The organism is Chitinophaga sp. 9-1-y, assembly GCF_059511905.2.
The window spans coordinates 1226383-1249817 of record NZ_CM197955.1; the positions used below are offsets into that span (position 1 = coordinate 1226383).

The following is a 23435-nucleotide window of genomic DNA, read 5'->3' on the forward strand; positions in this document are numbered from 1 at the left end:
GAGCAGTTGTTCAGTTTATTCATTCCTAAAAGCTATAATAAATTTATCCATTCTCCCTGTTCAGGTATAATGGCCGATAATCCGGCGACGCTTACGGCCTGTGCCAGTGCCTTCCTGGTAAGGAAGCAGTGATTAATAGCTTCCATATGCACCGCAACCACCTTGCTTTTTGCCGGATGTTGCAGGGTAGTGATGACATCAGCGGCAGTCATGGTGATAGGATCGCCTTGCAGGAATTGCGCAGCGCCAGCATTTACCACTACATAATTAGGTTGGAAGGTATCCATAGCAGCATTCACTTCTTCACACCAGATAGTATCGCCGGCGATGTATAAAGTCATGTGTGCATCCTGCAACACAAAACCGGAAACAGGCGCCATTTTCTTCCCAATTTCACCGGTACCATGTTGCCCGCCGGTACGGGTAATAGTGATGTTTTCCCATACTACAGTGGTATCAACGGGATGCAGGTGCGTAAAGCCCTGTTCGGTGAGTGCCGTTACATCTGCGGGTTGGCAAAATACCGGCAAATGTTTCGGTAATATGGCTTGTGCCGTTACGTCCCAGTGGTCACGGTGACGATGTGTAACAATAATAGCATCCAGGGTAGTCAGCAACTCCTGCAGGGCTGCTTCGCTGAGAGGGAGATCGACCAAAGGGTTACGGAGAGCGTTGGCGGCGTTGGGAACGGTATCGAGACTGTCTTTAGCGCCCAGCATAGGATCAACCAATATCCGCTTATTATTCCATTCTAATAGCAATGTAGCATTGCGTAAAAATTGTATGCGCATGGTGATGAAATTTAAAGAATGGAATAAAGATATTAATTAATCACCCACCATATCCATGCAATATAGACAGGTTGAAATAATAATCTACTCCAGGTATACCAGGGTTTGGCAGGTAATCCACCCGGCGCTGGCAATTGTTGTATGGCTACACGAATGTTGGCAGGGAACATGGCTACCAGCAGCAGCATTAATCCCCACCCGGCATAGTATTGAGTGGCGGGAAACAGCAAACCTATGCCCAGTAACATTTCCAGTACACCCGTAAAAAGAATGAGAAAGCGCGGGAATGGAAACCATCCCTCAATCATGTAAATAAGTTTACCAGGTTTTGCGAGGTGGAAAAAGCCAATTAGCAGAAACATAACGGCAGCGGATATACGCGCATCAAAAGAGCATATTTTTAACACCTCGATCGAAAAAATATAACCAATTGCCAGTAACAAAAGCGCGATGCTGCATAAGCCGGAAAAGAAAGCCATTTGTAAATCATTTTAGACTTCAAAGGTCCATATCTCCCGGACAATTACTACTAACAAATGTTAGTTAATCCGGGAGGCTCATATTTTTACGGATGCGACTTAAGCTTTCCGGCTCAATGCCCAGGTAAGAGGCAATTTGTTTGATGGTAATATGTTGGATCACTTCCGGGTGTTCCTGTAACAGTTGTGCATATCTTTCCTGTGCGGTAAACTGAAGGAAAGAGAGTTCCCGGTTGTATTTCTGAAGATATTGGTATTCTGCCATCAGCCGGCCAATTTTCTCTGCCTCATGGGAGGTAGCATAGAGTGCCTGTAAATCCTTGTAATGGAAAGCATAGCCGGTTACGGGCGTAATGGCTTGTTGGTATACGGCGGCCGGTTGTTGTGTAATAAACGAGGCATAGGAAGCGGTAAAGGAGCCAGGGAAAGCAAAGTCCATACTGATTTCTTTGCCCTGGTGAAGTGTATATACCCGCACAATCCCTGTTTCAATGAAGAAAATGGCATGAGCGGTTTTTCCTGCTTCGGAGAGATAACTTCCCGCGGGGAAGGTAACCGGCTGCAGGATGGCTTCAAACTGTGTCCAGTCCACCATAGTGGCTTTCAGCAATGCCTGCAGCTGTTTACGAATGCTTTCGGTACCTGGCATTAGGTTTTCCTCAGTTGAATAGATTGAACAAAATGATGATGTCCTTTTTCCAGGATCAAACTGGCGCGATAGCGGGTAGGTGCAATGTTTTGCTCCAGGTTAGGTTTGTTGATATCATCCCAGATTTGGGTGGCTAATTCCACGGTGGCGGTATCGGAGAGGTGTGCGTACCGGTGAAAGAAGGAGTCCGGGTTCTGAAACGCTGTTCTGCGCAGCGATTCAAACCGGGCAATGTACCATTTGCGGATATCTTTTTCAGCTGCATCAACATAAATGCTGAAATCGAAAAAGTCAGATACGAAAATGGCGGGGTCTTTCTGTTGTTGACGTGGACGTACCTGCAACACATTCACGCCTTCCACAATTACGATATCTGGTTGCTCTATCCATTGCAGCTGGCCGGGTAATATGTCATATTCCAGGTGGGAGTACAGTGGTGCTGCCACTTTTTCTTTGCCGGATTTTACATCTGCGAGGAAATGTATGAGTCTTTTGATATCATAACTTTCCGGGAAACCCTTACGGTTCATGATATTCCGCGATTCCAGTATTTTATTCGGATACAAAAATCCATCGGTGGTGACCAGGTCTACCCGTGGATGATTGGGCCATGCCTGCAGTAATTTCTGCAGCACTCTCGCGGTGGTGCTTTTTCCTACGGCCACACTCCCTGCAATGCCAATGATATAAGGTACCTTATGTGCCTGGCTGCTCAGAAAATTGCTGGTGGCGGTATGCAACTTTTGCGAGGAGGTTACATACAAATTCAACAGATGTGCCAGGGGAAGATATACTTGTGTAATTTCTTCCTGTGTAAGTGGTTCGTTCATGCCGTGCAGTGCCTCCAGGTCATAGTCCTGCATTTGCAGCAAAGCATCACCGCTTCTTTCTGCCCAGTCTTTACGGGAGAAACTGATATAGGGAGAGTAGCGGTCGCGTTTCAGAGAAGTGGTCATTGTACTAGCTGTTAGCTTTTAGCGGTTAGCCATTAGTAAATGCAACGGAGATAACGGTTGGTTATCTTTCGAGGCAGTAGCTATTAGTGTATGCAGCAGGATCAAAGGTTAGTCTTGTTTGCATTTACTAAACGCTAAAAGCTAATGGCCAAAAGCTTTATTGTTGTATATAGACAGTTTTGATATTCAGAAATTCGTGTGCCCCTTCCAGTGATAGTTCGCGTCCGTAGCCTGATTGCTTGATGCCACCAAAGGGCAAACGGGCATCAGAACGTACCATAGCGTTAATAAAAACGTTACCACTTTCTATCCGGGTAGCTAGTTGGGCTGCTTTATCGAGGTCACTGGTCCACAGGGCGGCGCCTAATCCGAAAATAGTTTCGTTGGCGAGGGCAATGGCATGTGCTTCGTCCTTTGCTTCTATGATAACGGCCAGTGGGCCAAATGTTTCTTCTTTAAAAGCAGTCATTTGATTGGTTACCCCGGTTAGCAGGGTGGGTGCAAAGTTACAGCCTTCATACGTGCCACCCAACTCCAGCTTTGCACCTTGTTGGATGCTTTCCTGTAGCTGTCTTGCGAGATCTTCCGCGAGGTCGGGGCGGGCCATTGGTCCCATCGTAGTGGTTTCCAGGGCAGGATCGCCTTGTTTGATGTCCTGGATAACGCGTTTTACTGCCGCTGTAAAATCGGCCACAATTTCTTTTTCCACAATCCAGCGCTTGGCAGCAATACAGGATTGCCCGGCATTTTGCATGCGGCCCTGTACGGCTGTTTTAGCGGCGGCTTCGAGGTCCGCATCTTTCAAAACAATAAACGGATCGCTACCACCCAGCTCCAGTACCGTTTTCTTGAGGTATTGACCCGCTATGGCGGCCACGCTTTTGCCTGCCGGTGTACTACCGGTGAGGGTAACGCCCTGTATGCGGTCGTCTGCAATTACCGGCGTAATATCTTTGGAAGATACCAGCAGGGATTGGAAAGTACCTGCCGGAAAATTGCTTTCGGTGAATATTTTTTCGATGGCTAATGCGCAGCCGCTTACGTTGCTGGCATGTTTTAACAGGCCGGCATTGCCCGCCAGTATATTGGGGATGGCAAAACGAAACACCTGCCAGTAGGGGAAGTTCCATGGCATGATCGCCAGTATGATACCTTTGGATTCATAAGATACATAACTTTTATAGGCGTCAGAACGGATCGGTTTAGGTTGCAGCATCTCCGTGATGTTTTCTGCATAATATTCCGCGGAGGTGGCACATTTCAATACTTCTGCCCTGGCTTCTTTCAGCGTTTTCCCCATTTCCTGTGAAATGATGGCTGCGTGCATATCTACCTGGTCTTTCATGGATTGTGCAACCTGCATCATCCATTGCCGGCGTTGTTCCAGTGTTGTCTCCTTTAATTGCTGCCAGGCTTTATGCCCCAACTGCAATTTCTGCTCTATTTCGGAGGGCGTATGTGCTGTATATGCAGCAATGGTTTCCTGCGTAAATGGATTAATGCTTGTAAACATACTGGTGGCTTTAAGTAAATAGTCACACAAATTTACCGTTTTCCACTAAAAGCGAAGTCGTAAAAGCGAACTTGCTATCTTTGCATCGTTTAAAAAAAGCACGACTTTATGGCACTTAGCAGATGGAATATATTAATTATGGCCCTTTGTACCGGGCTGATTGTGGCAAATATTTATTACAGCCAACCTTTACTGGTGCTGATGAGCGAAGAATTTGGTGTTAGTGAGAGTAACGCCGGACAAGTCACTTTTTTCACGCAGGTAGGCTATGCGCTGGGGCTGTTATTTTGTGTGCCGTTGGGAGATAAGCTGGAAAGGAAAAGCCAGATTGTGGTGATGACGCTGGCCGCTGTAGTAGCGTTGATTGCAGCTGCGGAGTCGGTGAATATCACCATGTTGAAAATAACAGGTTTATTGATTGGCTTTACATCGGTAGTACCTCAGTTGATACTGCCCCTGGCGGCGAATCTTTCTGATCCTGCAAGCCGTGGTAAAGTGATTGGTACTATTATGAGTGGTTTGCTGGTAGGTATTTTGTTATCGCGTACCCTCAGCGGCGTGGTAGGACATCACTTCGGTTGGCGCGCCATGTTTTGGATTGCAGCCGGGATCAGTGCGTTGCTGGCGGTAATCATGATTACGTCCTTTCCTTCAAGTAAACCCAACTTCCAGGGCACTTATGGCGATTTGATGAAGTCGTTGCTCACATTGATCAAAGAACAGCCTATGTTGAGAGAGGCATCGGCCATTAACGCCTGTTGCTTTGCAATGTTTGGTATGTTCTGGACGACGGTGGTTTTCCTGTTATCAGATGCTCCCTTTCACTATACAAGCGAACAAATTGGTTTGATGGGGCTGGCAGCGGCAGCAGGCGCTTTAGGTGCACCGTTGATAGGCCGGATTGCGGATAAGAAAAATCCTCGTATAGCCATTGGGTATGGTATCATTTGCTTGTTCCTGGGTTACTTCCTGTTTTATGTTTTCCGGGCGGATATCATCGGCATTATCGCCGGCATCATCGCCATTGACCTGGGTTTGCAGGGCATCCATGTTTCCAATCAAACGCGCATTTACACGCTGTTACCGGAAGCAAGGAACCGTTTAAACACGGTGTTTATGACCACCAGTTTTATTGGTACCTCGCTCGGATCCGGTATTGGTTTGTGGGTATGGTCAATTGCACAATGGACAGGCGTATGTATTGCTGGTACTACCTTAATAGCTATCGCTTTTCTCATTTATGTGCTGACCTATAAAAAGGAAACAAAAGTAGTTAACGCTTAACCCGGCGCAGCATATACATCACAACAGCGAGGTAGCCTATCATGCAGAACAGGGCTACTTTGTACGCCAGGTAGTAGTTGCCGGAAGTACGGGCCAGGTGTAGAAATATGCCACCCAAAATACTGACGCCCAAAGCAGAAGCAATTTGCTGGATGGTGGAATAAACACCACTGGCTGCTCCTGCTTTGGCAACAGGAACATCCCACATGGCTATTTTTAGCAAAGAAGGCATCAGTAAGCCGGAGCCCATGCCGTAAATGATCAAACCGGGGAAAATAGCCCAGGGCGTGATCTCATCTCCCTGGAATAAAATTAATTGCAGGATAAAAGCCAGCACAATAGCAATAACACCTGCCTGTAACAACCGGACTCCAAAGCGTCCCGCATTTTTGATGGACCACAGCGAAGCGGTCAGATAAGACAGCGTTTGCAGCACGAAGTAATTACCCGTTTTGAAAGAAGGAAGATGCAGGCCTGACTGGAAATAGATGGAGACAATGAATATATACGCGGTATTCACACCAAAGAAAAACAATACGCTGATAATGCCTGTGTTGAAACTCCGGATACGAAAGAGGTCCAACGGTACGAGCGGATCGCGTTGTTTAATCCCCATCCGGTATTGATATCGTACAAAAACAGCCAGCAGGAGGAATGCCACTATTAACATGCCGATGGTCCATGCAGGCCAGCCCAGTTCTGTGCCTTGTATAATGGGATATATTAAGAGAGACAGGGCCAGGGTGAGCAAAAGGGTGCCAGGGATATCAAAACGGGTCGATTTATTTTGTGGGGATTCCTGCACGAAGAACCAGGCGAGTATCATGGCTATTGCGCCGATGGGTAAGTTGACGAGGAATATCAATCGCCAGCCGTCTTGAATCAGGTGGGAGGAAGTGAAGTAGCCACCAAGAAATTGTCCGATGGTAGCGCCGGTGCCTAATGATGCACCATAGAGGCCATAGGCTTTGTCGCGGTCAGTGGCCGACTGGAAGTTCAGTTGAATCAGGGTGATGGTTTGTGGTACCGTAAATGCGGCTGCTATGCCCTGTAGCAGGCGGGAAACGATAAGCATTTCCATGGAAGTGGCAAAGCCGCACATCGCTGAGGTGATGGTAAAGGCGGCCAGGCCGGTGATCAGCACTCTTTTTTTGCCGAGGTAATCACCGGTACGGCTGCCGGATATCAGGAATACGGCATATCCCAGCAGGTAGGAGGCGATAACCAGCTCGAGTGCAGCGTCTGTACTGTGAAAATAGGCTTTGATGGCTGGTGCGCTGATGTTGACGATGAAGATGTCTATCACGGTGATGAGTGGCGCCAGCAGGATGACGGCCAGGGTGATCCATGGGTTGATCGTTGGCTTATTGATGTATACAGACTGGTCTGTTTTCATGTGTGCAAAATTTTTGATGCAGTGAAAAGTATATTACCAGCGGCCGTAGCCGCCGGGTATTGTGCTGTTAAGGAAAGTGTGTTATAAGGTGTTGAGTAGCCGGGCTACTATTTTTTTGGTGTCTTCCATGGGCTTGGCGGATTTCAGGATATATCCCTGCAGGCCGGCGCCTTCGTAGAGATTGAGCAGCATGTCTGTCATCTCTTCGAGCTCTTCTTCCGGGAAGTTGTCGCGAATCACTTGTAATTGTGTACCAATAAAGGTCCGGATGGTTTGGCTGTGGGTGCGTATTTGTGTCATAGCGTCTTCACTCAGTCCGGGTAGTTCGTAGGCGATGCGGATAAAGGCGCAGCCTTTGAACTGGTTACTTTTCATATGTTGCAGCCGGTATTCGTACAGTCCCATGAGCCTGTCTTTTCCGGGGGCGAGTGTATTGAGGAACTGCATCCTTAACTCATGATTATGGAGGCGGGTTCTGAGCAGGTAAGCGGTGAGCAGCGCATCCTTGGAGGGGAAGTGCTGGTACAGGCTGGCCTTGGCGATGCCTGCTTCTTCAATAATCTGATTGATGCCGGTGGCCAGGTAGCCTTGTTCATAGAACAATTCGCCGGCGGCATTTAAGATTCTTTCTTTAGCGCCATTTTCTTTCATAGGGCAATATTAGGGATTATTTTTTAAAAACAGACAAGTCTGTATATATTTTTGAAAGTGCATAAAAAAAGCAGCGAAGAATTCCTTCGCTGCTTTTGCTAAATCCAATTAGCTAATATCTAAATGTTAGTCCACTTTCGTGATCTTCAACGTATTAGTAGGTAAGTGGTCTTTTACAGGCGTACTACCGGTGTTTACGCACACATCACCTGCTTTAATGAAACCTCTTTCTTTCAGGATATTGATCTGATCGAAAACGATATCATCTAGGCTTTCTTCTTCTTCGTAGTAGAAGGCACGTACACCCCAGCTGAGGCTAAGCTGATTTACCAGTGATCTTTCTTTGGTGAAGATAAAGAGTGGGCTGCGTGGGCGGTAGCTGCTCAGCATAAAGCCGGTGTAGCCGCTTTGGGTCATACCAATGAGGGCATCTGCATCCAGGTCTTCCGCGATTTTACAGGCGTTGTAGCACAGTGCATCGGAGAGGAAGGTAGGAGAGTGGCGGTGAGGGATCAGGTTACGGTTGTAAATGATCGCTTCTTTTTCCACTTCCTGGATGATTTTATTCATGGTTTGAATCACCAGTTCAGGGAACATACCAGTAGCTGTTTCACCGCTGAGCATCACTGCATCGGCGCCTTCCAGTACTGCGTTGGCCACGTCGGTGATTTCACTACGGTTAGGACGGGTACGGTCCATCATGCTCTCCATCATCTGTGTAGCCACGATAACAGGTTTTGCACGGTGAATACATTTGCGGATGATGTCTTTCTGAATCATTGGAATCTGCTCTACGGGCAGTTCCACACCGAGGTCACCACGGGCAATCATTACGCCATCACTTTCCCAGATAATTTCTTTCAGGTTCTGGATGGCTTCTGGTTTCTCAATTTTAGAGATCACCTTGATTTTAGAATTGCGGGCTTCCAGGCGTTTGCGCAATACTGCGAGATCTTTTACACTTCTTACGAAAGATAAAGCTACCCAGTCGCATTCGTGATCGATGATGAATTCCAGGTCGATAATATCTTTGTCAGTCAGTGCTGGCAGGGATATTTTAGTATCTGGCAGGTTGAAGCCTTTTTTAGAAGACAGTACACCTGGTAAAGTTACTTCTGCTTTGATTTCACCGTTTGCGGTGATATCTTTTACTACGGTTTCAATTTTACCATCGTCCAGCAAAATTTTCTGGCCAATGCGAAGATCTTTATACAGGTCGGGATAGGAAACGTAAATTTTTTCCATGTTACCTACCAGCTTCTCATTCACAAAGGTGAGGAGGTCACCTTTTTTCAGCGGCAGGGCATTGTTTTCGATTTCACCTACACGGAGCTTTGGACCTTGTAAATCGGCCAGGATCGCTACGGTATAAGGTTCAGTTTTGTTAATCTGACGGATATATTCAATGATGCGTGCTTTGTCTTCGTGCGATCCGTGAGAGAAGTTCAGGCGGAATACATTCACACCTGCTTTTACCAGGGTGAGTAATCCTTCATAGGTATCACAGGCTGGGCCTACGGTAGCCACGATTTTTGTTTTGTGCGAAGAGTGTTCCCTACCTGCAGCGTTATCCATCTGCTTGTGGTAGTATTTCGAAAGATCCTTTGTACTCATAAGTCTAATTTTTTAACTCGCTAGAATTTTAACAATCTTAAACCATTCGGGGTCAATTTCCTGTTTGGCTTTAACAGCTTTATCAAGAGGAGTGTAATGAATTTTGTCGTTTACTACGCCAATCATTACATTATGTATGCCTTCGAGGAGGGCATCTACGGCTGCATAGCCCAGGCGGCTGGCCAGAATACGATCTGTGCAGGTGGGAGCGCCGCCACGCTGAATATGTCCCAGGATACTTACCCGGGTGTCCAGCTGAGGGCACCTTTCTTTAATAATGCGACCAACTTCTGTAGCACCGCCGGTTTCATCACCTTCGGCCACTACAATCAGGTTAACCAATTTCCTGCGGCGTTCATTAGCCTGCAGTTCTTCGATAATGTCATTTACTTCTGTTTTGCGTTCAGGCAGCAATATATGCTCCGCACCAGTGGAAATGCCGCTGTGTAAAGCGATGTAACCGGCATCACGGCCCATTACCTCAATTACAAATAAGCGATCATGCGCATCCGCTGTGTCCCTGATTTTGTCTATCGCTTCTACCGCCGTATTCACCGCCGTATCAAAACCAATAGTAGAATCAGTCCCCGCAATGTCCTTGTCAATAGTACCAGGCAAGCCTATACACGGAATGTCAAATTCCTGGCTGAACTTTTGCGCACCATTGAACGAGCCGTCTCCACCGATAACTACGAGCCCGTCAATGTTGTGTTTTTTCAGATTTTCGTAAGCCATTTTTCGCCCTTCATATTCATAGAACTCTTTGCACCGGGCGGTCTTCAATATGGTGCCCCCGCGCTGTATAATGTTGGCAACAGACTTGGACTCCATTGGGAAAATTTCGTTCTTCAACATTCCCCTATAGCCGTACATAATGCCATACACATTCAGCTGATGATAAATGCCCGTTCTTACAACTGCACGAACTGCGGCGTTCATGCCAGGAGCATCTCCTCCCGATGTAAGGACTGCAATGTTGTTCAGTTTTTTCATATAAATTGCTAAAAAAATATCTTAAAGGCGCACAAAAATAACATTTTGCAATTGTTTTCTAACTGTTATCTGATGAAATAACCTAAATTTTTAATTTCCGTCAAACAAAGTAGCCAAAATTTTTAAAAAATTTTACGCATGTTTAAAATATATAATAGGAGGTGGATCTTTATGAGCGTGAGTTTTATGACATTACAGGCAATGGGACAACAACAACATATTCATTATCCCGACACCAAGAAAGTGGATACGGTAGATGATTATCACGGTACTAAAATCGCAGATCCTTACCGGTGGCTCGAAAACGACCACAGCGAGGAAACAAAAGCCTGGGTAACCGCACAGAACAAGGTTACGCAGGACTACCTTTCGCACATCCCTTTCCGCGCGGAAATCCGGAAACGCCTGGAAGAACTCTGGAACTATCCCAAAAATGGTGCGCCTGTTAAACATGGCGATTATTACTACTATTTTAAAAATGATGGTTTACAGAACCAGGCCGTTCTTTACCGCGCTGCTACCCTGGGCGGTCCTTCCGAAGTTTTCCTGGATCCCAACAAACTCTCTGCCGCCGGCACCACCGCATTAGGCACCCTCAGCTTTTCAAAAGATGGTAAATATGCCGCCTACCTGCTCGCTAAAGCAGGATCCGACTGGCAGGAAGGCTTCGTCATCGACGTAGCCACCAAACAACTGCTGTCCGATAAACTCGAATGGGTAAAATTCAGCGGCCTCGCCTGGAAAGGAAACGGCTTCTACTACAGCCGCTACGATAAACCAGATGAACAAAGCAAACTTTCCGGTAAAAACGAATACCAGAAAGTATATTATCATCAACTGGGCGATACACAGGATAAAGACCAGCTCATATATAAAGATGATGCGCATCCCTTGCGCAACGCCGGCATACAGGTAACTGAAGATGAACGCTTCCTCATTCTCTCCCTCACCGAAGGGACATCCGGCGCGGAACTCCATTATAAAGACACGCAAAACCCTGCACAGCAAGACTTTACCCTGCTGGTGAAAGGATTTGACTTTGAACCACAGGTGATTGATAACGACGGCGACAAACTGTTGGTACGTACTAACCACAGCGCACCTAATTATAAGGTGGTGCTGATTGATCCCGCTCATCCCGAAGAAGCCAACTGGAAAGTAGTGGTGCCGGAAAAGAAAGAAGCCCTGCAGGGCGTAGGTACCGCCGGCGGCTATTTATTCCTTTCTTATCTGAAAGATGCGTCTACCAGGGTGTATCAACATGATTACCAGGGGACGCTGGTGCGCGAAATAAAACTACCTGGCATCGGCGCTGCCGGCGGATTTGGCGGAAAGAAAACAGACAAGGAGTTTTTCTATTCCTATACATCGTTCGTGACACCACCTACCATCTATAAATATGATATCAAAACCGGCGGGTCTGTTTTATATGATAAAGCAGCCGTGAAATTTAATCCGGGCGATTTTGAAACCAAACAGGTCTTCTTTAAAAGTGCAGATGGGGAAAGTATTCCGATGTTCCTGTCTTACAAAAAAGGAATAAAACTGGATGCCAATAATCCCGTGTTAATCTATGGCTATGGTGGTTTTAATATTCCGCAAACACCAGGCTTCAGCGTTTCCAATTTGTATTTTATGGAACAGGGCGGTATCTACGCGGTAGTAGGGCTGCGCGGTGGTAGCGAATATGGAGAGGCATGGCATAAAGCCGGTATGCTCGATAAGAAACAAAATGTATTCAATGATTTCATCGGAGCTGCGGAATACCTGGTTAAAACGAAATATACTAATCCTTCGAAGATCGCGATCCGCGGTGGTTCCAACGGAGGATTACTGGTAGGTGCCTGCATGACGCAACGCCCTGACCTGTTTAAGGTAGCATTACCGGCCGTAGGCGTACTTGATATGTTGCGTTTCCAGAAATTTACCATCGGCTGGGCCTGGGCGGTGGAGTATGGTAGCAGCGACCATGCGGAACAGTTCAAATACCTGCTGAAATATTCACCACTACATAACCTGAAACCCGGTACGTCATACCCTGCTACATTAATCACTACCGGTGATCACGACGACCGTGTAGTGCCTGCGCACTCTTTCAAGTTTGCAGCCACCCTGCAGGCCGATAATGCAGGACCCAATCCTACCCTGATCCGTATTGAAACACAGGCAGGACACGGTGCTGGTAAACCTACCTCAAAACTGATTGATGAGGCCACAGATATCTGGGCGTTTACGATGTACAACCTGGGTATGGGTAAATAACAGAAGAATTACGAATTAGGAATTACGAATTACGGATTTGTGGAGAGATGGTAAACGCGAATGATAAGAGTCGCATACATCTCCCCACAAATCCGTAATTCGTAATTCCTAATTCGTAATTCTTCCTTTTTTCCTTATCTTTAAAAATAGGCTAACAAATAAATATGAAGGTACTTATAACAGGTAGTAACGGATTATTGGGACAGCATTTGATCCCGCTTTTTCTGCAAGATGGAAAGTATGATGTAATAGCTACAGGCAGAGGCCCGAATCGTTTCCCCCTGCGGGATAATTACACTTATGAGGCCGTAAACCTCCGCGATGCCGGTAGCGTAAAGCAACTGGTAGAAAAGCACCAACCCGATGTGATTATTCATGGTGGCGCTATGTCGCAGGTAGATGATTGCGAAAAAAATAAAGATGCTTGCTGGGATACTAACGTAGGGGCTACACGTTACCTGGTACATGCGGCAGAAAGTGTGAATGCCTTCTTCATTTTTCTCTCTACTGATTTTGTTTTTGATGGTTTACAGGGACCTTATGAAGAAGACGCTACGGTGAATCCTATCAATTACTACGGTACCAGTAAAGTGGCCGCAGAAAGGCTGGTTGCCAACAGTAAATTACAATGGGCTATTGTGCGAACAGTGTTGGTATATGGGGTAGTAGCCGATCCGCATCGTAGTAATATGATTACCTGGGTGAAAAATAATTTGCAGCAGGGTAAAAAAGTGAAAGTAGTAGATGACCAGTGGCGTACGCCCACTTTATGTCATGATCTGGCAAAAGGCTGTTTGCTGATTGCAGATAAAAAGGCCGGCGGTTTCTTTAATATCTCCGGTAACGAAGTACTGACACCGTATGATATGGCTATTAAAACAGCAGAATTCTTCCAGTTGGATACTTCATTGATAGAAAAGATTAGTTCCAAAACGCTGGCGCAACCAGCAGCCCGTCCTGCTAAAACAGGGTTAGTGATCGACAAAGCCGCAAAAGAACTGGGCTACCAGCCCCATACTTTTGCAGAGGGGCTGGAGATTGTAGCGGGTGAAATTAAAGTGTAAGATTAATGTTCCAGGTAGATATCAGCTCTTTTAAATTCCCGTCGGATGGTATCCAGGTGTGGCGTGGTATCCGCTGGTAATACATGCAATTCTATGGCAGTTTTGAATAGGCTGTCTTTCTTATAAATTGTTAGCATTCTTCCCCATTTAGCCTGTTTCTTCTGTTCTTTTACTGCATCATTACTGTCTTTATAGGGTTTAATCACCGCGTAATAAGTCTGTATTGTATTGGCGGCTGCTATTGAATCGGCAATGGCTACCTGTTTCAGGGAGTCGATGGCCCGTTGCTTTGCAATAGAATCCGTATTTGCAACGGTAACTGCATCGCTGCCGGTAGCAGGTACATTGGAGAAATACAGCCATGCGGCTATTCCGATGACAATTGCCGCAACAGGAACAGCAGCCCACCACCATTTGAACCCACTTTCTTCTGTTACCGCTTCCAGTGTTTCTTCTACTTCTTCTGTCATGATCGGCTCCACTGGCGGAATGGGTTCCGTTGGCGGCGTAAAGTCAGCCGGCTTACTATCTGTTTTATGTTCAGGACGATCAATAGGGGAGATATCTAAACTTACCTTTTCCACGGGCAGCTCTTCTGCGTGAAAATGGATATTACCGGTGAAGTCGCCCTGTAACTGGCCAATGCCCGGGAGTACCAATGGAGTACCGGATTTCAGGCTGTCTTTCAGTTCTTCCAGGTACTTTTCAAATTTGCGTTGCGCTACTGCTGGTACCAGGTTTTCTTTGAGTGCTATCCACTCTACGCATGAGCCGTCATCCTGCCATTGTTGGGTAAACATCACTTGTTCACGGGGAGGCGTCAGCGTTTGTGTTTGGGAATTATAATGTGCCGGAAAATGTTGTACAGAAAAAGTGCCCAGCTGTGGTACTACACAAACCCGCTGTTTAAACAGCACTTCCTGGATATATAGTTGTAACATCATTGGCTTTTAGCTGTTTGCTTTTAGTAAATGCAGCGGAGAACGCAGGATATGGTGTTTTTCTGGTGCTTTCTGCTGTGTTGCTAAAAGGGAAGTTAAGAATTTTTGAGAGCTTTTGGCGATTAGCTTTTAGCTTTTAGCAAAATGCAGCGGAGAACATATCATATGTTTATCTCCGCTGCATTTTCCTAAAAGCTAAAAGCTAATCGCTAAAAGCTGATATGAATGGGTTGTATCCCGTTTAGAACTTTATCAGTACTCCGCCTACCACATTGAATCCATAAGTTGGATACAGGTAGTAGCGTTGGTAGTGGGAGTTGAAAATATTATTTGCATTCACCCAAAGGCCGAAGTTTTTCGTGATATCATAGGATGCGCCGGCATTCAGGTCCCATGCACCTTTGGTTTTGTTGAAATCTTTGTTGGGAAGCAGGTAATAGCTACCACTCAGGGCAAAGAGATCCGCATTCAGGCGTAATTTTTTAGCAATGGTATATTGCATAAATAAGTCGCCCTGGAAAGCGGGCAGGTGCCAGGGTTGTACTTCTTTTTCCTGTTTGTTATAGTTGTACCAGTCGAAGGTAACACGTGCCTGGAATTTTTCTTCCTCAATATATCCCACTTCCGCATGCAGCTGGAAAGCGCGGAGCATGGTTTCGTTACGGGTGGTAAACATCTTGGTGTCGGCGCTGTCGTTTACAAACAGCGGCGTATTGTACCAGGTAACGGAAGCGAATTTGGTGTTATAGTTGAAGTGACTGCCTAAAGTGCCTTTGATACCGGTATATTTTTCTTCTACACGGGTATTCAGCAGGTCGCCGGGTAAGCCAGCGAGGAACGGATTTTTGTTGGCCAGGTTACGATAGGAATTCTTTTCAAAATAGGAGATCCATCCACTGCTCAGGATCAGTTTTTTGCGTACCAGGTGCGACTCATTCACGATGTCTGGCAGCAGGTAAAACTTACTGTCGGTCCAGGTAGGATTTACGCCTGCATGCAGTACAAAACCAGGCTTGATGATGTCTACTGCCGGATGTATGGCCGCAATGTTGTTGTTGATGGCGCGGTTATTATCCTGTTTGTAGGTAGATAAATCAAATACGCCTTCCACGCCGATGTAGATATCTTCAAATACCTGCTTACGTACCGGCACTTTCAACAGGAAGGTATTCTCTGTGCGTTTAAAGGCATCGTTGAAGAGAATAAATTTCACCTGTGGCTGGAAAGTAAATGCCCAGTCGTTCTGCGGGCGGTTTTGCATACCTACTGTAGCGGTCAGCTGGTTGAAGGTTTGGCGGGTATCTTCTTTTTTATAGCTGGCGGTATCATGACCATAACCGTAGTAATGTACGGTGTTCCGGTCGTACCCGATACTCGCGTCAAAGCGGAGTTTAGGCAACAGGTAAGTACCGGCGGCCAGTACATTCAGGTTGCTGTAAATCTGGTCTGAAATTTCTTTGCCCTGGGAGCCGGTGTAGTTCACATATAAACCGTAGTTGTACATGTCTTTTCTGCCGCTGCCGAAGCCTGCCTGTACGTAAGGTGTTTTTAAATTACCATAACCCAGTTTCAGGAAGTTGTTTTGGAGGTAAGAAAGCGAATCCTTTCCCAACGCCAGTGGTTTCAGCGGGGTGGCCTGGTACATGAAATTCAGGTTGAGCGCCGGGATCTGGTATTTCAGCGAGGGCCTGCTGGTGTCAATGCCCGGTAAACTGGCCGTGAGGTTGAGTTTATAGGCATCCCGCAGTTTGGGCTGATTGGTGGAAATGATGTCAATCGTTTCCTGTTTCAGCGGCTCCTGGGCGAATGTCTTTTGTGAAGACAGCAGTCCGGCTACGCCCAGTGCGGTGGTGATGAAAGTACGTTTGTTATATATTGCTTGAATGTTCATGCTGTGTTGCGCTTAAATGTCAAAATTCCAACATCCGGAATGAATGTTATTTCTTTGGTTTTTTACCGGCTGCTTTTTCCTCTGCTTCTGCTTTTGCCAGTTTCTCTTTAGCTTCCTGTTTCAGTTCAGGAATGGTGCTATTGGTAACGATACTCTGGTAAGTAGCTTTTGCATTGAAATAGTCCTGTTGACGGGCATATACATCTCCCAGCAGGATATATGATTTTGCCACCCAGTATTCGTAGGATGGGGTATTTTTAATCACATCAAAGCCAGCTTTTTCCGCAGCATCCAGTTCATTCTGTTGCAGGTAGCAGTCGGCTATGTTGTAGCGGGCTTCGGCGCCTGTTTCAGATTTCGTCATGTTGGCAACGGTTTTGAATTCCGTTAGTGCGGCAGCATAATCCTTTGCCTGTTGCAGTGCTTTACCACGATAGAAGTGGGCGATGATCTGGTCATCAGTACTGATGTTGGCGGCGGCCAGCAGCATTTCCGCGTAGTTGGATACTTCATCCCAGCGTTTCAGCTGATAGTTGCTGCGGAGTAAGCCCCTGGTGGCAGAAAGGCTGTTTTCTTTGCTGGTAGCGAGATCCTGTAGTTGCAGGTAATAAGTTCTCGACTTCTCATAATTTTTTGTCTGGTAGAAGTTGATATTGGCGGCCTGTAGGGCAGATCTTTCTGCATACAGGCTGTTGTTGCGTGACAATACAAATTCGTACGCAGGCAGCGCGGCCGTATAGTCTTTATTGTTATAGGCGCATTCTGCTTTATAGAAGTAAGCGGGTAAGATGAATTGCCCGTTTGGATATTTCTGGATGTAGTTATTGAACCCGGTGGTAGCACCTGTGCAGTCGTTGTTGCTGAAGCGTGATTCCGCTGCTGCATAGGTGAGGGAATCTTCCGCGGTAGCGGTTACTGTTCTGCCGCTGGCTTTCAGGAAAGCGAGGTAGTCGTCTGTTTTACCCTGGCTTACGTAGATCGATTTCATACTCTGCAGGGCTTCATTCGCTTCCGGTGAGCCGGGGAATTTTTCCACTACCTGGCGGTAATAGGCCAGGGCTTTACTGTCGTTGTCTTTGTTATAATAGCTCAGACCCAATTTCAGCAATGCTCTTGGTGCATTAGGTCCGTTGGGTTGTTTCTGCAATACATTTTCCAGGTAAGGAATAGCTTCTGTATATTTTTCTTCTGAGAGATAAGTATTGGCTATTTCTATATCTGTTTCGTTATTAAAGCCGGAGCTGGGGAACTTGTTACCCAGTTGTTTCAGCAGGTTTAATTTCTCGCTTTGCTTTCCCTGCAGGCCCAGGATCACGGCTTTCTGATAGGTGGCATAATCGGCGCCGGGTTCGTTGTTGCTGATGATACGATCATACAGTGTCAGTGCCTTAGGGAATTGACGCAGCATGTAGTAGCAGTCGCCGCTACGGAGTGTTGCATCTGTAGCAATACGTTGTGCATTGGGTCCGCCGGTTTTCTGAGCCGTTTCGAAGTAGGGCAATGCTTCCGCGTATTTGTTTTGTTTCAGCAGGCTGTAACCGAGGTTATAGCTGGCGGTTTGTGCATTGGCTTCGCCGGAAACGGGGGCGGTGGTATTCAGGTAGGCGTTCAGGTTAGTGATGGCCTGGTCTGTTTTATTTTGGCGGAGGGCAATTTCTGCTTTCCAGAAGTGCGCCAGTTGTTTAATCTGTGGATCGTAAGGGTTGCTGATAGCGATGTCCAGCAGGCGATCGGCTTCTGCCAGTTGCTGGTCGTTGATCAGCTGGGTGGCGCGTCCGTAGGCTACTTTCTGGTAGGCTTTCAGTACGGTGGGATTTTTATCGGTGATCATTTCAATGGTTGCTAAACCATCTTTGTAGTTGTTGCTATTCATGAAAAGGTTCACCAGTATTTCCCGGGCTTCCTTATTGTAGGAAGACTGTGGGTATGTTTTTACAAACTGTGTCAGTTCATTGAGTGCTGCATCGGGATAGCCCAGTTCATAGGATAATTTACCGTAGTTGAAGCGGGAAATTTCCTGTTGTTGTGCATTGGAGCTGTTGTTGGCGCAAAAAGCGAAAGCGTTGCGGGCATTTGCTTTCTGGCCGGTGCGGAGGTAGCAGTCGCCCAGCAGGTACATGGAGTTCTGCCCCAGTGAGTCTTTCGAGCTGCTCAGTTGTTTAAATCCGCTGATTGCTTTATTCAGGTTGTTGGTCTGGTAGTAGGCGTACGACAGTTGGTAGATATCTTCATTTCTTACCTCGTCTGCATTGTTTTGGAAGTCTTGCAGGTAGGGTAATGCTTTCTGGTAATTTTTCTTTTCGAAATAAGCTTTACCAAGGAGTTGTTTCAGCTCTGCTTCGTAGTACTGGCCGCCTTTATTGAGGAGGGGTTCCGTGTAGGCGATGAGCTGGTCTGTTTTGCCCTGGAAGTAATAAATTTCAGCGATGTAGTAAGGAACTACATTGCTGTATTTGGGTTCGTTGACTACTTTCTGGAAGCTGTTGAGGGCTTCTCCGTACTGGTGATTATAGTAGGCGATGAAACCATAGTAGTAGTTGGCGGGCAGGCTGTATTTACCGGGTACTTCTTTGATGGAAGAGAAGAGCGGCTGTGCTTTTTTAAAGTCTTTCAGGTTGAAATAGCAATAGGCCAGTTCGAATTTGGCTTCTGCGATTTCTGCGTTAGACAGGTTTTCGATATTGGCTTTCTCATAGAGGGGAATGGCCTCTTTGAGTTTGTTCTGGCGGAAATAATATTTGGCCAGCTGGTAGCTCACGAGTTCTTCGCGGGCGTTGTTATTGGCCAATTTCAGGAACCGGAGTGCTTCTTTTTCTGCATTATCCTGTTGCAGTTTAAGGGCGCAGATGGTATAGTAGTAGAACGCATCTGTTTTAACCAGGTCGCGGTTCGTTTCATGAAAATAATCGATGTTATCAATTGTTTGCTTGAAAAGCTGCATGGACACCGCATATTTTTCCTGCTGGAAATATTGCTGGGCATCCTTGAATACTTTTTCCGGGTCTGTATAAACGCGTGTTTGTTGCGCCTGTGCGGCGGGCATTCCTGCCAGTCCTGCGCCGGCGAATGCCACGAGCGATAAGTACAGATGTCCGGGTACTAAAACTTTTCTTATAAAGTGCATGCTATAGCTGTTATTTCTTGAATATGCGTTTAAAACGAATGTTCCGGCAAAATATTTCCTGCATTCCCCGCAAAGATGTTGAGCGGCAAAGGAATCATCCTGTTTTTGCGGGCACCCGCAAATATAAAAGTTATATCTCTTCTTTTCAGATTGCGTTTCCAACAATGTGGATAACTCCGGTGGCAAGGCAAACTCTATTCATTTATCTTGCGAAAAATAATTTTAAGTACAAAAACCTTACCTACTATGAGAAAACTGTTCTCAACCGGTTACACTAATGGCGCCGTAAGTTTTTCTATGCTGGTACTCCGGTTAGTATTCGGAGGAATGATATTAATGCACGGCTGGCCCAAGCTGATCAATTTTACTGCCAAAATGAATTCTTTTCCGGATCCTTTAGGGGTAGGTCATAAAATTTCTTTGGGGATGACCGTTTTTGCAGAGGTGTTCTGTGCGGTGTTGCTCATCATGGGACTCTTAACCAGGCTGGCTTCCATTCCGTTGGTGATTTGTATGAGTGTCATTATTTTTATGATGCAGGCGGCTAAGCCGATACCAGAAAAAGAGTTACCGATTCTTTTCCTGGCAGCATTTGTGACGCTGTTATTCACAGGTCCCGGCAAATTTTCTATTGACGGCGCATTGGGTAAATAAAGTTTTCAAGTAAATTTTCAGGCATAAAAGAGGAAGGACCATGTTTATCAGTACAACAACGATCCGGGTGCGCTATGGTGAAACAGACCAGATGGGGTATCTTTATTACGGTAATTACGGACTGTATTATGAAGTAGGAAGAGCAGAAGCCATCAGGGAGCTGGGTTTTACCTATAAGGAACTGGAAGATCAGGGTGTTATTATGCCGGTGGCCGAATTAAATGTGAAATACCTGCGGCCGGCGTATTATGATGACCTTATAACGGTGAAGACTACACTCCGGGAGTTGCCAAAGAGTTCTAAGATACAGTTTCACAGCGAGTTGTATAATGAAAAGAATGAATTGCTGAATGTAGGAGTGACTACACTGGTATTCATTGATGTGAAAACGAAGCAGAAAGCCGGTTTACCGGAAGAATTGAAGAAACGGCTGTTGCCATTTTTTCCTGAAAATAACCTTTAGCGTCATGGATAAAGTCACGACCAGTATTATAACTATCGGGGATGAGTTGCTGATAGGACAAACAATTGATACCAATTCCGCGTGGATTGCCCAGCAATTGAACGCTATGGGGATCTGGGTACATCGCCGTGTAGCCATTGGCGATATAAAGGAAGATATACTGGAAGCACTGGAAAAGGAAGCGGCGGTTTCTGATATTGTGTTGATAACCGGGGGATTGGGGCCTACGGCAGATGATATTACCAAGCCCACGCTTTGCACTTATTTTAATACCAGGCTGGTGCAGCATGAAACGGCGCTCGCCAATGTGTTGAATATTTTTGAAAGCAGGGGGCTACCCATTCTGCAGCGTAACCTGGACCAGGCCATGGTGCCGGAGTCCTGTACGGTGATCGACAATCACAGGGGCACCGCGCCTGGAATGTGGTTTGAGAAAAACGGGAAGATCTATGTGTCAATGCCGGGTGTACCTCATGAAATGCAGGGCATGATGGAAAGTTATGTGTTGCCGCAATTAGCGCAGCATTTCCGGACACCTGTGGTAATACATCAAACCCTGATTACTTCCGGCATGGGAGAATCATTTGTAGCCGAGCGTTTAGTGAACTTTGAAGCGAAACTGCCGGCACATGTAAAGCTGGCCTACCTGCCCAGCTATAGCCTGCTGAAGTTGCGTTTAACCGCTTTTGGTAAAGACAAAGTTTCCGTAGCGGCGGAAGTAAGTATATTGTTTCATGAAATGAAAGACTTGCTGGCAGATATTGCGGTAACAGACCAGGATATTACCATGGGCGAGGTATTGGGGCAATTGTTGAAAGAGAAAGGAAAGACCGTAGGTACCGCTGAAAGCTGTACCGGTGGGTTGATAGCCAGCTGGATCACGGCTATTCCGGGTAGTTCGGCTTATTTCAAAGGCAGTGTAGTGGCTTATGCTTACCAGACAAAGGAAGAAGTATTAGGCGTGAAAGCGGCCACCCTGCAGGCAGAAGGTGCGGTAAGTGAAGCGGTGGTACGGGAAATGGTAGCCGGGGCCTTAAAGGTGCTGGACACAGACTATGCCATTGCGGTATCCGGTATTATGGGACCAGACGGAGGTACACCGCAAAAGCCGGTGGGTACCGTGTGGGTGGCCGTGGGCAGTAAAGACAAAGTCAATGCGGTAAAATTTCAGCTGCGGTACGACCGGGAACGGAATACGCAGATGACCGCTGTTTATGCCATGAATGAATTGCGCAAACTCATTCTGGAATAGGGATATTGAGACCTTCTGAATTGGTACAATTCCCTTAAATTTGTCGCGCACTAAAGCAAAAATCAATCTTATGGCCATTGTAGAATTGGTAATGCCAAAAATGGGGGAAAGCATCATGGAAGCCACCATTTTGCGTTGGCATAAAAAGGCGGGCGATCACGTAAAAGTGGATGAAACCGTACTTGAAATTGCCACTGACAAGGTGGATAGCGAAGTTCCTTCTATCGCAGAAGGGGAGATCACGGAAGTGCTCTTTAACGAAAATGATGTGGTGGCAGTAGGTACTGTCATTGCCCGTATTAATACCAATGCCGATGCAGCGGCGGCAACTGCACCTGTGGTACCTGCAGCACCTGCAGTGGCTACGGAACCTAAATTTACCACGGCACCGGCACATACGCCGGCTGTTGAAACCGCGGTATCCGCTGGTGGCGCTAAATTTTACTCTCCGCTGGTACTCACTATTGCACAGCAGGAAGGTGTCAGCTTTGCTGACCTGGAAAAGATTCCGGGTTCCGGCAATGATGGCCGCGTTACCAAGAAAGACATTCTGCAATACGTGGCAGACCGGAAAGAAGGAAAGGTCATCCCGGATGTAACGCCTGAACCGTCAGCTACCGCAGTGGCCACTTCCCGTCAGCCGGTGGTTACCACACCTACTACCGTGGCATCGCCTACTTATAACGGTAACGTGGAAATTGTGGAAATGGACCGTATGCGTAAGCTGATCGCCAACCACATGGTGATGAGTAAACAAACCAGCCCGCACGTGACCAGTTTCGCAGAAGCCGATGTCACCAATTTGGTGAAATGGCGCGACCGTGTGAAAGGTGATTTTGAAAAACGCGAAGGAGAGAAGCTCACGTTTACACCGCTGTTTATTGAGGCGATTGTGAAGTGCATCAAGCGTTTTCCGCTGATTAACTGCTCCCTGGACGGTGATAAGATTATTATTAAGAAAGATATCAATATCGGTATGGCGGCCGCATTACCAAGCGGTAACCTCATTGTACCAGTAATTAAAAGTGCGGATCAGCTCAACCTGGTAGGCATTACCAAACAGGTGAATCAACTGGCAAATGCCGCCCGTTCCAATAAACTGAAGCCGGAAGATACCCAGAGCGGTACTTTTACCCTGACCAACGTAGGTACTTTTGGTAGCCTGATGGGAACACCTATCATCAACCAGCCACAGGTAGCCATCCTGGCGGTAGGTGCGATCAAGAAACGCCCGGTGGTCATAGAAACTGCAGAAGGCGATACCATTGGTATCCGCCACATGATGTACCTGTCTATGTCATATGATCACCGTATTGTAGACGGTTCCCTGGGAGCTACTTTCCTGACTGCTGTAGCGCAGGAACTGGAGAATTTCGATCCTAAAAGAGGAATATAATAAAGAGCAGAAAGCATAAAGCCGAAAGCATAAAGCTATTAAAGCGAATGACCAATGCGTAT

Annotated in this window: 19 protein-coding genes; 7 read left to right on the plus strand and 12 right to left on the minus strand. The window is 46.6% G+C overall.

Going from position 1 to position 23435, the window contains the following annotated elements:
* Nucleotides 1-32 precede the first annotated feature (32 nt).
* The 5 genes from AC5ZC7_RS04890 to AC5ZC7_RS04910 form a co-directional block, all read right to left on the minus strand.
* Nucleotides 33-791, minus strand: coding sequence for an MBL fold metallo-hydrolase (locus AC5ZC7_RS04890; RefSeq protein WP_496162609.1), 759 nt, complete (start codon nt 789-791; stop codon nt 33-35).
* A 32-nt stretch (nt 792-823) separates the two neighbouring features.
* On the minus strand, nt 824-1099 hold the full coding sequence (locus AC5ZC7_RS04895; RefSeq protein ID WP_511911398.1) for a DoxX family protein: 276 nt from the start codon (nt 1097-1099) through the stop codon (nt 824-826).
* Between the two features lie 235 nt (nt 1100-1334).
* The gene (locus tag AC5ZC7_RS04900) at nt 1335-1919 is read right to left on the minus strand and encodes a cyclic nucleotide-binding domain-containing protein (protein WP_496162612.1); all 585 of its coding nucleotides are present in this window, start codon (nt 1917-1919) and stop codon (nt 1335-1337) included.
* The gene (gene coaA, locus AC5ZC7_RS04905; RefSeq protein WP_496162614.1) at nt 1919-2875 is read right to left on the minus strand and encodes a type I pantothenate kinase; all 957 of its coding nucleotides are present in this window, start codon (nt 2873-2875) and stop codon (nt 1919-1921) included. Before coaA ends, AC5ZC7_RS04900 begins: the two co-directional genes overlap by 1 nt.
* A gap of 157 nt (nt 2876-3032) precedes the next feature.
* The gene (locus tag AC5ZC7_RS04910; protein ID WP_496162615.1) at nt 3033-4388 is read right to left on the minus strand and encodes an aldehyde dehydrogenase family protein; all 1356 of its coding nucleotides are present in this window, start codon (nt 4386-4388) and stop codon (nt 3033-3035) included.
* A 108-nt stretch (nt 4389-4496) separates the two neighbouring features.
* Between AC5ZC7_RS04910 and AC5ZC7_RS04915 the strand changes: the two genes are divergently transcribed.
* Entirely contained in the window at nt 4497-5672 is a 1176-nt protein-coding gene (locus AC5ZC7_RS04915) for an MFS transporter (protein ID WP_496162616.1), read from the plus strand.
* On the opposite strand, the gene AC5ZC7_RS04920 is transcribed toward AC5ZC7_RS04915, so the two are convergent.
* The 4 genes from AC5ZC7_RS04920 to pfkA all read right to left on the minus strand — a co-directional run bounded on the left by AC5ZC7_RS04920 (nt 5662) and on the right by pfkA (nt 10326).
* On the minus strand, nt 5662-7068 hold the full coding sequence (locus AC5ZC7_RS04920) for an MFS transporter (protein WP_496162617.1): 1407 nt from the start codon (nt 7066-7068) through the stop codon (nt 5662-5664). The genes AC5ZC7_RS04915 and AC5ZC7_RS04920 overlap by 11 nt on opposite strands.
* Before the next feature lie 81 nt (nt 7069-7149).
* Nucleotides 7150-7719, minus strand: coding sequence for a TetR family transcriptional regulator (locus tag AC5ZC7_RS04925; RefSeq protein ID WP_496162618.1), 570 nt, complete (start codon nt 7717-7719; stop codon nt 7150-7152).
* Between the two features lie 126 nt (nt 7720-7845).
* Nucleotides 7846-9333, minus strand: a complete 1488-nt coding sequence (gene pyk / locus AC5ZC7_RS04930) for a pyruvate kinase (RefSeq protein ID WP_496162619.1) — start codon at nt 9331-9333, stop codon at nt 7846-7848.
* Between the two features lie 12 nt (nt 9334-9345).
* Nucleotides 9346-10326 (minus strand): 6-phosphofructokinase, encoded by a 981-nt coding sequence (pfkA, locus tag AC5ZC7_RS04935; protein WP_079468763.1) that lies wholly within the window; start codon nt 10324-10326, stop codon nt 9346-9348.
* 171 nt (nt 10327-10497) lie between these two features.
* On the opposite strand from pfkA, the gene AC5ZC7_RS04940 reads away from it, so the two are divergent.
* Both AC5ZC7_RS04940 and AC5ZC7_RS04945 read left to right on the plus strand, forming a co-directional pair.
* On the plus strand, nt 10498-12588 hold the full coding sequence (locus tag AC5ZC7_RS04940) for a prolyl oligopeptidase family serine peptidase (protein ID WP_496162620.1): 2091 nt from the start codon (nt 10498-10500) through the stop codon (nt 12586-12588).
* Nucleotides 12589-12752: 164 nt separating this feature from the next.
* Complete coding sequence (locus AC5ZC7_RS04945; protein WP_496162621.1) at nt 12753-13652, plus strand: sugar nucleotide-binding protein; 900 nt, start codon at nt 12753-12755, stop codon at nt 13650-13652.
* A gap of 2 nt (nt 13653-13654) precedes the next feature.
* Here the strand turns inward: AC5ZC7_RS04945 and AC5ZC7_RS04950 are convergent, their stop codons facing one another.
* From AC5ZC7_RS04950 to AC5ZC7_RS04960, 3 genes are all read right to left on the minus strand, one after another.
* The gene (locus AC5ZC7_RS04950; RefSeq protein ID WP_496162622.1) at nt 13655-14596 is read right to left on the minus strand and encodes an HU domain-containing protein; all 942 of its coding nucleotides are present in this window, start codon (nt 14594-14596) and stop codon (nt 13655-13657) included.
* Between the two features lie 238 nt (nt 14597-14834).
* Nucleotides 14835-16484, minus strand: a complete 1650-nt coding sequence (locus AC5ZC7_RS04955) for a hypothetical protein (RefSeq protein ID WP_496162623.1) — start codon at nt 16482-16484, stop codon at nt 14835-14837.
* Between the two features lie 46 nt (nt 16485-16530).
* On the minus strand, nt 16531-19608 hold the full coding sequence (locus AC5ZC7_RS04960; protein WP_496162624.1) for a tetratricopeptide repeat protein: 3078 nt from the start codon (nt 19606-19608) through the stop codon (nt 16531-16533).
* Between the two features lie 246 nt (nt 19609-19854).
* On the opposite strand from AC5ZC7_RS04960, the gene AC5ZC7_RS04965 reads away from it, so the two are divergent.
* The 4 genes from AC5ZC7_RS04965 (at nt 19855) to AC5ZC7_RS04980 (ending at nt 23373) form a co-directional block, all read left to right on the plus strand.
* Nucleotides 19855-20262 carry a DoxX family membrane protein gene (locus tag AC5ZC7_RS04965; protein ID WP_496162625.1) on the plus strand — a complete coding sequence of 136 codons (408 nt, stop codon included), beginning with the start codon at nt 19855-19857 and terminating at the stop codon, nt 20260-20262.
* Between the two features lie 40 nt (nt 20263-20302).
* On the plus strand, nt 20303-20725 hold the full coding sequence (locus AC5ZC7_RS04970; RefSeq protein ID WP_496162626.1) for a YbgC/FadM family acyl-CoA thioesterase: 423 nt from the start codon (nt 20303-20305) through the stop codon (nt 20723-20725).
* A gap of 4 nt (nt 20726-20729) precedes the next feature.
* A complete protein-coding gene (locus tag AC5ZC7_RS04975; RefSeq protein WP_496162627.1) occupies nt 20730-21977 on the plus strand; it encodes a CinA family nicotinamide mononucleotide deamidase-related protein in 1248 nt (415 codons plus the stop codon).
* Nucleotides 21978-22047: 70 nt separating this feature from the next.
* The gene (locus AC5ZC7_RS04980; protein WP_496162628.1) at nt 22048-23373 is read left to right on the plus strand and encodes a 2-oxo acid dehydrogenase subunit E2; all 1326 of its coding nucleotides are present in this window, start codon (nt 22048-22050) and stop codon (nt 23371-23373) included.
* The last annotated feature ends 62 nt before the right edge of the window (nt 23374-23435 follow it).